Annotated in this window: 16 protein-coding genes; 13 read left to right on the top strand and 3 right to left on the bottom strand. The window is 67.6% G+C overall.

Annotated elements, in window-relative coordinates; all coding sequences use genetic code 11:
* Both ACLIBK_RS14360 and ACLIBK_RS14365 read right to left on the bottom strand, forming a co-directional pair.
* Positions 1-147 carry a hypothetical protein gene (locus ACLIBK_RS14360; RefSeq protein ID WP_415387957.1) on the bottom strand — a complete coding sequence of 49 codons (147 nt, stop codon included), beginning with the start codon at positions 145-147 and terminating at the stop codon, positions 1-3.
* The gene (locus tag ACLIBK_RS14365; protein ID WP_415387958.1) at positions 144-431 is read right to left on the bottom strand and encodes a hypothetical protein; all 288 of its coding nucleotides are present in this window, start codon (positions 429-431) and stop codon (positions 144-146) included. Before ACLIBK_RS14365 ends, ACLIBK_RS14360 begins: the two co-directional genes overlap by 4 nt.
* A 194-nt stretch (positions 432-625) precedes the next feature.
* On the opposite strand from ACLIBK_RS14365, the gene ACLIBK_RS14370 reads away from it, so the two are divergent.
* On the top strand, positions 626-883 hold the full coding sequence (locus ACLIBK_RS14370; RefSeq protein ID WP_415387959.1) for a hypothetical protein: 258 nt from the start codon (positions 626-628) through the stop codon (positions 881-883).
* Positions 884-1,225, top strand: coding sequence for a hypothetical protein (locus ACLIBK_RS14375; RefSeq protein WP_415388031.1), 342 nt, complete (start codon positions 884-886; stop codon positions 1,223-1,225). It abuts the gene before it with no gap.
* On the opposite strand, the gene ACLIBK_RS14380 is transcribed toward ACLIBK_RS14375, so the two are convergent.
* Positions 1,170-1,409, bottom strand: coding sequence for a carph-isopro domain-containing protein (locus tag ACLIBK_RS14380; RefSeq protein ID WP_415387960.1), 240 nt, complete (start codon positions 1,407-1,409; stop codon positions 1,170-1,172). The two genes, ACLIBK_RS14375 and ACLIBK_RS14380, sit on opposite strands and share 56 nt — an antisense overlap.
* Positions 1,410-1,474: 65 nt before the next feature.
* On the opposite strand from ACLIBK_RS14380, the gene ACLIBK_RS14385 reads away from it, so the two are divergent.
* The 11 genes from ACLIBK_RS14385 (at position 1,475) to ACLIBK_RS14435 (ending at position 8,840) form a co-directional block, all read left to right on the top strand.
* Positions 1,475-2,035 (top strand): helix-turn-helix domain-containing protein, encoded by a 561-nt coding sequence (locus ACLIBK_RS14385; RefSeq protein ID WP_415387961.1) that lies wholly within the window; start codon positions 1,475-1,477, stop codon positions 2,033-2,035.
* A 51-nt stretch (positions 2,036-2,086) separates the two neighbouring features.
* A complete protein-coding gene (locus ACLIBK_RS14390; protein WP_415387962.1) occupies positions 2,087-3,709 on the top strand; it encodes a hypothetical protein in 1,623 nt (540 codons plus the stop codon).
* Positions 3,709-3,963 carry a hypothetical protein gene (locus ACLIBK_RS14395; protein ID WP_415387963.1) on the top strand — a complete coding sequence of 85 codons (255 nt, stop codon included), beginning with the start codon at positions 3,709-3,711 and terminating at the stop codon, positions 3,961-3,963. Before ACLIBK_RS14390 ends, ACLIBK_RS14395 begins: the two co-directional genes overlap by 1 nt.
* Positions 3,960-4,166 (top strand): hypothetical protein, encoded by a 207-nt coding sequence (locus ACLIBK_RS14400; RefSeq protein ID WP_415387964.1) that lies wholly within the window; start codon positions 3,960-3,962, stop codon positions 4,164-4,166. Before ACLIBK_RS14395 ends, ACLIBK_RS14400 begins: the two co-directional genes overlap by 4 nt.
* Complete coding sequence (locus ACLIBK_RS14405) at positions 4,159-4,686, top strand: hypothetical protein (protein ID WP_415387965.1); 528 nt, start codon at positions 4,159-4,161, stop codon at positions 4,684-4,686. Before ACLIBK_RS14400 ends, ACLIBK_RS14405 begins: the two co-directional genes overlap by 8 nt.
* The gene (locus ACLIBK_RS14410; RefSeq protein ID WP_415387966.1) at positions 4,686-5,051 is read left to right on the top strand and encodes a hypothetical protein; all 366 of its coding nucleotides are present in this window, start codon (positions 4,686-4,688) and stop codon (positions 5,049-5,051) included. The genes ACLIBK_RS14405 and ACLIBK_RS14410 overlap by 1 nt, the downstream gene beginning before the upstream one ends.
* Positions 5,044-5,343 (top strand): hypothetical protein, encoded by a 300-nt coding sequence (locus tag ACLIBK_RS14415; RefSeq protein ID WP_415387967.1) that lies wholly within the window; start codon positions 5,044-5,046, stop codon positions 5,341-5,343. The genes ACLIBK_RS14410 and ACLIBK_RS14415 overlap by 8 nt, the downstream gene beginning before the upstream one ends.
* 7 nt (positions 5,344-5,350) lie before the next feature.
* The gene (locus ACLIBK_RS14420; RefSeq protein ID WP_415387968.1) at positions 5,351-5,659 is read left to right on the top strand and encodes a hypothetical protein; all 309 of its coding nucleotides are present in this window, start codon (positions 5,351-5,353) and stop codon (positions 5,657-5,659) included.
* Positions 5,660-6,226: 567 nt separating this feature from the next.
* Entirely contained in the window at positions 6,227-6,373 is a 147-nt protein-coding gene (locus ACLIBK_RS14425) for a hypothetical protein (protein ID WP_415387969.1), read from the top strand.
* Positions 6,360-6,578 carry a helix-turn-helix transcriptional regulator gene (locus ACLIBK_RS14430; RefSeq protein WP_415387970.1) on the top strand — a complete coding sequence of 73 codons (219 nt, stop codon included), beginning with the start codon at positions 6,360-6,362 and terminating at the stop codon, positions 6,576-6,578. The genes ACLIBK_RS14425 and ACLIBK_RS14430 overlap by 14 nt, the downstream gene beginning before the upstream one ends.
* Before the next feature lie 231 nt (positions 6,579-6,809).
* Positions 6,810-8,840, top strand: a complete 2,031-nt coding sequence (locus tag ACLIBK_RS14435) for a DUF4214 domain-containing protein (RefSeq protein WP_415387971.1) — start codon at positions 6,810-6,812, stop codon at positions 8,838-8,840.
* The last annotated feature ends 67 nt before the right edge of the window (positions 8,841-8,907 follow it).

The following is an 8,907-nucleotide window of genomic DNA, read 5'->3' on the forward strand; positions in this document are numbered from 1 at the left end:
TCAGCCGCCCTTGCGCCACTGGCGCCAGCGCTCGGCGCGCCGGAACCAGGCCTGCGCTTCCCGCGCGTCCTGCTGGCTGCGGGCGGCCCGCCGCTGGCCGATCCAGTCGCAGGCGCGCTCCAGCGCGAAGCCGATCCATGCCTTCATGCAGCATCCTGCTGGCTGTACCGGGCGCGCAGCGCCGCGGCCTCGTGTTCGAGCTGTTGGGCGCGTTCGATCATCAGCTGCCGCCGCCGCGCGCGCAGCGTGTCGGCCTCCTCGGCCGTGACCTGCCGCGCCAGGCGGTACCAGTGCGCCCGGGCCCGCGCGTAGGGCAGGCCGAGCACCTTGGCGGCCCGGGCGATGGCCGCGCCGACGCGCTCCCCGGGCACGGCAGGCCGGGCGGCCTCGTGCACCAGCTCGTGCATCTCATGCGCGGCTGAACACGACATGTCTGACCTCTGAAACGACTTGTTCGACACCTCGAACGATCCCCTCGCCACTGTTCCGGGTGTGAGGACCGGACACGTGACGAACGGATGCGGAGGAGACGGAACGGACCCTGGCACGGCACGCCTCTGCTCCCGGGTGGCACCGGGGGTGGAGGTGCGCCGTCGTGCCGCGGCCTAGGCAGGGAAGGCTGCGCGTGCTGCGCAACCTGAACCGGGTGCCGCTGCTGGCGGAGGCGTACACGGCGCTGCCGCTGGCGGTGACGCTGGCCATGGCGGCGCTGGTGCTGGTGCTGGACGACGCCGACGTGGTGGACGCGGGCGAGGTGGCGGACCTGCTGCGCACCGAGCCGCCGATGCACCCCGATCCGCTGGCCCAGGAGCTGGCGTTGGAGATGGTGACGGCGCTGGCGAGAGCACTGGACGGGCCGCGCGAGCGGGACGGGGAGGGGTAGATGGCCTCCAGAGCCATCCCCTGCCTCGTCAGCCGCGACGGGACCTGCGCCAGCGTCGCCGGCGTGCGGCTCGACGCGGCCGAGGTGGAGGCGCTGATCTGGGACCTCGCCGCCTGCCGAGCCGCAATGGTGCCGCGGCGGCTGCCGGTGATGTTCGACGGTAGCCGGATCGCGGTGGGGACGGGGTGGCACGTGCAGCGCGACGGCGAGGGCGTGATGCTCGCGGTGATGCACCCGGGAGCGGGATGGGTGGGTGCAAGAGCCACCAACGTGGTGTGCGAGGCGCTCACGGCTGTTGCGGAACCTCTACTCCCCGAAGGTCGAAGAAGTCGGAGGGGGTAAGTTGAACTGGCGGGTTGAGAGAGAGCCCAGCAGCGATGATCTCGGGAATGCGCTTCGAGGGCACTCGGCCATTCTTGGCCCAACCCCAGACCACCGACTGTCGCCGGCCAAGTTGGCGTGCCAAGGCATTCTGGCCGCCAAACGCGGCAATGATTGCCGACACAGCTGTTCGTTCATGGGACATCACGGTTGATCGTTACCGCGATACGCCGTTGGACGTCAACCGCCTTTGCCGGTTAGGCAAGGTAGATGAGTGTATCCAAAGAAAGTAGGCGAACCACTCGGGGGCCAAGACCGGAATGGTCTATCCGTTTGGCTAACCTGAGAACCGAAGCCAAGCTGTCACAAGCTCAACTTGCGGATGCCGCAGGTGTGTCGCAGTCAGCGATAGCAGACTATGAGACCGGTAGATCCGAGCCCACGTTCGATGTTGTGAGGAAAATTGCTGAAGTACTGTCTGTGCATCCAGCAGACATCGTGTTCGGAAGGCCATCGCCTAATCTTGATGTTGGTGACTACCCAGAGTTCGCGACTAAAGATCTCGAGGCGCTTCAGCAAGTCGTTGCGACCGACAGCATACTTTATAAACTCGTTGTGCGACTTTACTCTGCGTCGTTTAGGGAGGGAGTACGACTACCAGTGCCAGTACTCACTACTGTAGGCATGCAGTTGCTCAGGGAGATCACGGTTGACATCCCTGCACACGAGATTTCCTCAACGATCGACAGACTGGTCCGGCGTGAACGGGATCGCCTGTCAAACCTCATCAAAAGGCTCGAGCATGATTTTCTAACCGGTAATAGCGGTTGAACTAGCCGCAATTCACGGTTATGAGGTGGCACCCACCCCAGGGAGCCACCTGTGTCAACCGTCCTCACCACCCCGACCGCCGCCTTCACTCCGCCCCCGCCGGTCCCCGTAGCGGCGGGCCTCGCCCCCACCCCCGACCTCGCCACGCGCCGCGAGCAGCTGCTCAGCCTGGCGCGCACCATGTCGGCCGATCAGGTCCACGCGCTCGCCAACTTGGCCGAGCGCGTCGCCGGCGGCATGGCGCCGGACGCGGCCGGCGCCCTGTTCGAGAAGGAATGCGCGGCGCTGGACCCGGCACCCGCCCAGCCGCTCCCCGTCATCCCCGAGCGCGCCTGGTCGCGGCTCGACGCCACGGACGCCACGCGCGCCGCGGTCGCGGGCTACGCCGCCTGGGTCCGCAGCCCGACCTTCGACGAGGCGCACTACGGCGTCACCCTCGGCGGCGAGGACGTCGAGCTCGGGGTCGCAAACCGGGTGGGCGAGGCGAAGAAGGCGGTGGTCCAGGCCATCGTGGAGCGCTTCGCCCCGGTCGGCACCGACGGCCAGCAGGCCATCCGCCAGTCCGGCGTCGCGCACCTGCTGCCGAAGCGCCGGAAGGCCAAGCAGTGGGACCCGCTGCCGCGGCTACGGGCGGTGGACAAGGCGTCCCGCCACGCCACCACGGCGGCCGAGATCTGGGCCTGCTTCGACGAGCTGGCGGCCTTCATCGGCCCCGACCCGTCCTGCAACGACTACCCGTCGAACGAGGCCGCCGACGCCGCCGCCGACCGCTGGAACGACATCGAGGCGCGGCTGCTGCGCAAGCTGGCCAAGGCGCCGGACCTGTCGCCGCGCGACATGCAGCGCATGCTGCGCCTCGTCGGCGACGACCATGGTGTGCGGGGCAACGGCTACCCCCATCCGACGCGGATCCTGGCCGTGCTGCGGCGCGTGGAACGCGAGCTCGTCGCGCAGCTCAAGCCGCCTGCGCCGGCCGACGCCGACGCCGAGCTGGTCGCGCTCTGCGCGCAGCACATCACCAACATGGACAACTACAACCGCGACGGCGGCATCCTCGAATACGAGGTCGATCCGCTGTGGCAGGCCTACGAGCGGACCCGCGACGCCATCCATGCCGCCGTGCCGCAGACCCTGGCGGGCATGCTGGCCAAAGCGCGGGCGGCCAAGGCCGAGGCGCGGGGGCTGCGCGGGGACGAGAACCCGGACAACACCCCGGCCGAGTACTGGGCCTGGGACCTGGTCAACGACCTGCTGCGCCTGGCCAGCGAAGCGGTGCCTGCGATCGCGCTGCCGGCCGCTCTGAAACCATCGCCCGCCGGCCAGATGCTGGCCGACCTGGTCCGCCTGCACCAGGAGGAACGGCGCGAGCGGGAAGGCGGCAAGGACAGCACCCTCGCCACGCAGCAGGCCATGTGGGCCGCCGAGATGGAGTTCGTGCAGGCGGTTCCGACGAACGCTACCGAGGCGGTCGCCATCGCGTGCCAAGCGCTGCAGGAACTGGACCTGCTCGACGCTTTCGAAGCTGACCCAGGGGTCCAGACACGGTGGCTGAATGCCATGCGCGGCTTGCTTCGGTCCGTGCGCTTTCTAGCAGGGCTGCACGGCATTGATGTGAACGCCGTGCTGGGTGTGCCGGTGGACGAAAGCCACCGCGACGGGCTGGCAGGCGCCTGATGCGCATGTCCATGGAGTTGGCGCGCCGCCGTGCCCGCCTGGAGGCGCAGATCGAGCGCCTGATCGACCGCCTCGACGCGCTGGACGCCGGGGCGGAGGACCTGGAGCCCGAGCCCGACGAGGAAGACGACGCGGAGTTCAGCGCGCAGCCGCTGACGCTCTGCCCGGACTGGAAGGCGCCGGAACCGTTTCAGCCGCTCGGGGAGGTGATCGAGCGCGTGGTGCTGGGCCTGCACCGGAAGGTGCGGCCGTGAGCTCCGCCTGCACGCCCCGCCACTGGCCGCGCAAGCCGACCAGGCCCCTGCCGCCCAGCATGACACCCGAGGAGCGCGAGCGCCGCGCCGCCCGCTGGCGTGCCTTCCACGGACTGCCCGACAGCGTGACCTGGCTCGGCCCGATCGACCCGAAGCCGGAGCCGCCGGCCGACTGGAACCCGAAGGAGACCTCGAATGGTTGAGACCGTGCCGGGCTCCCGGATCTTCGGCAACGCTGTGGAGCTGACTGGCGACGCTGTGATGGCCGATCTGATCGCCAAGCTGCAGGCCGCCGGCGAGACCTACCGCATCCCGCTGTTCCAGGCGGCGCGCCAGAAGATCGTCAGCCTGGTCGCCGCCACCGACGGCGAGCCCATGCTGATGCGCTACCTCAAAGACACGCGTCGCCCGGTGGTCGCGCTGCTGGCCGGCGACACGCCGACCGACCGCGGCCCGGACGGCTGGCCCCAGGCCCGCAAGCTGATCCGCTGGGCGGAGCACGTCTTCATCCATGCCACCGGCGGACAGCCATTCCACTACGAGATGATGGTCATGGCCGCGCAGATGAAGTCGCGCGTCCTGGTGATCGAGTGCGAGTACCGGCACCACGCCGCGTGGCTGGCCCTGGTGGTCAAGCTGCGGCCGCGCCTGCCAGTGGTGAACCTGATCCCGCCGCCCGGCGGGGCGCACCCCGTCATGCCCTCGAAGCGGGAGATGCACTGATGCCTGACACCTTCACCAGCACGCCGCCCGGGCACCACGCCGGCGACACGTCCCACCGCACCATCCGCCTGCGCCCCGACCTGGGTCTGGCCGAGGAGGTGGTCGCCGCCATCCGCCGCGAGCGAAAGAAGGGTCAGGAGCCGGCGCAGATCGCTGCGACCCTGTCCCTGCCGGTGGCGGCGGTGGACCGTGCCCTGCTGGCGCTGCGCACCCCGCGGCCGGAGCGTACGCGGGCGACGTTGAACGTCACTCGCGAGGCCGCCGCCTTGGTCCACCGCGAGAAGCAGGGCGATGAGCCGCTCTGGCAGACCATGGACCGACTGCTGGATGAGCTGCGCAAGCGCCGGGAGGGCGGATATGAGTGATCGCTTGGACTGGCAGAGCCTTGGCAAAGGCCCGGACAGAGCAGGGGAAGGCTGGCGCGCCCCGGTCCCGGGTGGCTGGCTCTACCTGGTGTCACGGCTCGGGCACCAGAGCATGGTGTTCGTCCCGCACGCGACGCCGACCCAGGAACTGGACGACGCCCACGGGCAGGGCGCCCTGCAGGTCATCCAGGCGCAGAGCGGCTGCCAGAGTGGCTGCAAGGGCGACGTGCTGGACTGCCCCTGCTTCACCACTGCCCGGGAACTGCTGCAGCAGCTGCGTGGCCATGCCTGAGCCCCGCATGAAGGCTGCCGACTTCGACGCGCATCTGGCCCGGCTGGTGATCAAGCGTCTGCCGCCGCTGCAGCGCCAGGTGCTGCTGGCGCTGCCCGGGGACGGCAGCCCGGGCGAGGTTTCCGGCTTTCGCCCGCAGGTATCGGCCTCCTGCATGCGAGCCGTGAAGCTGCAGGCGGGCGTGACGGTGGAACTGGTGGAGGAGGTGCAGCTCTCCGGCTACGTGCGCGGCAAGCTTCAGCCGGCGCGCTGCCGCCTCACGGAGATGGGTCGCAAGGTGCAGGCGCAGCTGCGCGCCCAGGCGGTGGCGGCGTGAAAGTTGAGCTAAGTGCGCGGACCGGCTCCCGGCACTCCGAGGGCAGTGTCGATCGTGCGGAGCAACGCAGATCTGCCCGTGTCGAGGCAAGCGCGTTCATCGCGAGAAGGGTACTCGAGCATCATGGTTTGATGGGCGCCCATCACTATGCCCATGCCGTAGCGGAAGGCTTCTTTGATGAGCTGTGTATCACCTGCGCCAGCCCGAACGGCTACGGCGGCTACTTGGTCGGTGAGCCCGCTGATTGCAGCGGTACTCCATGCTTGTGTGCGAAGGTCGCAGGCCGTCGCAAAGTAAATAACTCGGGTTGTTGTGACCCACTCCTGGCTGCGCCCGTCCATGGCTCGCAGCACCGGCGTCAGCTGTCCTCGCTCGGTCACAAAATCAGACCTCGTTGGCGATGTGACCGCGGCAGTTGTCCCTTGCTGACTGGGTGGCTGAGCGACACAGCCAGCCAGTCCGGCCGCCAGAACTCCCATGATAGACCTTCGCAACGCACTCTCCCTAGTTTGAGCCTCGGCAGATTGGCTCACCTCGGACTTCTCGCGAAGAGTTTGGAGGGCGGCCATGGAGCCTGACGCCCTGGGGGCGGGCCTGCTGCTGGGCTACTACCGCCACATCCAGAACCCGACACCGGAACAGCAGGCGCGGCTGGCCGATCTTGAGCGACAGCACGCGGAACGGAAGGGGGAGGGGAAGGATGGCCAAAGCTGAGGTCGACTACCTCCTGCGCATCGCCGAGGTCGAAAAGCAGTCCGGGCTGACCCGGTCCTCGATCTATCGGCGGATCAAGGAGGGGACGTTCCCTGCACCGCGCGCCCTTGGGGCAGGGCAGGTGCGCTGGCCACAATCCGAGGTGACCCGCTGGCAAGAGGGATTACCGCTCGCACTGCAGCAATCGTGCGTAGTTGCTAAGTAACAGCATGGGTATATCACGACGGGTAAAGAAGTTAATTTTACTACTAGACGTTGCATAACGAAGCCGATACAGCTCCGAACCGTCGTTTCGCAACGGCTTTAGCCCGGCGGGAGGCGGCGTCCACCGGGTCGTCAAAGTGCCCGTCCGTCATGCTCTGCATCGTCAGCTCGTCCCAATCCGAGGCTTTGTCGGCATGTCCCGGCTGCGCGTCGGCCGAGAGAAGGTCGTCTTATGTCAGGAACAATCGGCACGGTTGCCGCGCCACTCCGCAACATCCTGAACCCCGCCACGGGCGTGGTCGGGTTGATCACTGGGATCGTCGATGTCACGGGCGTCATTACGCCACTTGCTTCACTACCCGCGGGTACGCCGGTGTCCGGCCTGCTTGATCCCGTGACCGGCCTGCTGCTGCCGGTGGTGCCGAGCAACGCGGGAGTGAACGGCCTGCTCGGCCCGATCACCGGGTACGTGCTCCACCCGGCCGGTGGGTTGATCCAGCCTGGCACCAACCTGCTCAACGACCCCGGAAGCCTGCTCGGCACCTTTACCAACCTGTTGACCGCTCTCGGCAATCCCACGACAGGCCAGTTCGCTCTCCCTGCTGGGCGGGTGCTCGACGCGGGCGCCAATACCCTCACCGATCCTGCCACCGGCCTCGTGCGCGACCTTGTTACCGGGGAGCTGCGCGACGGCACCTCGGGCGTGCGGGTGGTAGGCGACCTCGTAGCCATCGGCGGTCCGTCGAGCCTCTTGGTGCCGAGCTTGTCCGAGCTGCGGCTCAGTTCTTCCGGCACCACGGTGCAGAACGGCTCCGGGATCTTCCCCATTGGCAGTGGTGCGCTCGGCATCCTCATCGTCGAGCGCAACGCTGGCACTGCGGCGGACGATCCGGTCACGGTGCAGCTCGAAAGCGCTGCGTTGGGCCTGTCCGGGATCACCATCGTCCGCAATGCCTACCTCGACCTCGACGGCACCGCTTCGCAGTCGCTGCCGGTGCGTCTGGAAATCGGCGATAAGGGCATTCTGGAGATCTCTGACACCCTCGGCACGCACCTCATCCTCGACATCAATTTCACCGGCACGGGTGGCCGACTGGTGGTGGGTGAGGAACTGGGGCATGGGACCACGCCGGGGGCGAACTTCCTGTCGGGCATCGCCGGCTTCGACAACGACGACGTTATCACCTTCCAAGGCGTCGACGCTGCTACGTCCGCACGCTTTCAGAATAACAGCGTCCAGCTGCTGAACGGGGGCCAGGTCGTTGCTTCGGTAGGCGTGTCCACCGACGCCTTTGCTAACGGCACCGCACTCGGTTTCCAGAGCGACGGGCAGGGGGGCTTCAGCGTCGGCGTTGGCCTGGGCAACGGTGGCGGGTTGTCCAGCGACGTCTTCACCGTCGGCACGCGCGACGAGTACCAGATCTCAATCACGCCGCAGGGCTCACTCTTTCTGCAGGATACGGTGGGCGGCCGCGATGGCGCTAGCGCCTTCCTCGATGCAACCTACGTGCTATTTTCCAACGGTGTCGCTCGTTTCGACGCCTCGGGCGTCGCCCAGGACGTGACGCGGCTGTACCACGCCGCCCTGGACCGCGGTCCCGAAGCGGCGGGGCTGGACTTCTACGTCGATCGCCTCGATGGCGGTACCAGCACGATGCACGAAGTGGCCCAGAACTTCACCAATTCACCGGAATTCCTTGCCAACTACGGCCAGCTCGGCGATCCCAGCTTCGTCCGGCAGCTCTACCTCAACGTGCTCGATCGTGCGCCCTCGGTCATCGAAACCAACTACTACCTCGCCCAGTTGGCCGGCGGCGCAACCCGCGGCGATGTGCTGCTCAACTTTGCTGACAGCCCCGAGTATATCGAGCGCAACCTCGGTACCGCCGGCGATCTCGACTATGGACGCGCCTACCGGCTGTACGAGGCGGCGTTGAACCGGACACCAGAGGCGGGCGGCGTGGGCTTCTACGTCAGTCGCCTCCAGGCGGGCGAAAGCTTGCAGGAGATCGCCCGCAGCTTCACCACTTCGCCCGAGTTTACTGGTCGCTACGGTGCCCTCGACAGCGCCAAGTTCGTGGACCTGCTCTACGAGAACGTGCTCGGCCGTGATCCGATAGTGACGGAGCTGAAGTACTACGTAGATCTGCTCAACCAGGGGGTGACGCGCGAGACCGTGCTGATAGGCTTCTCCGAAAGCCCGGAGAACCGCCTCAACACCGCTGACGCCACCCACGATGCTTGGGTTTGGCTAGGCGCCTGAGCGAGCCGACACGGCGCCCCTGTACGAGGCGCCGCGTTCCCGGCAGAGGTCGGCCGGTGTTTGGGAG

Source organism: Roseomonas sp. BN140053 (assembly GCF_047690175.1).
Lineage (GTDB): Bacteria > Pseudomonadota > Alphaproteobacteria > Acetobacterales > Acetobacteraceae > Roseomonas.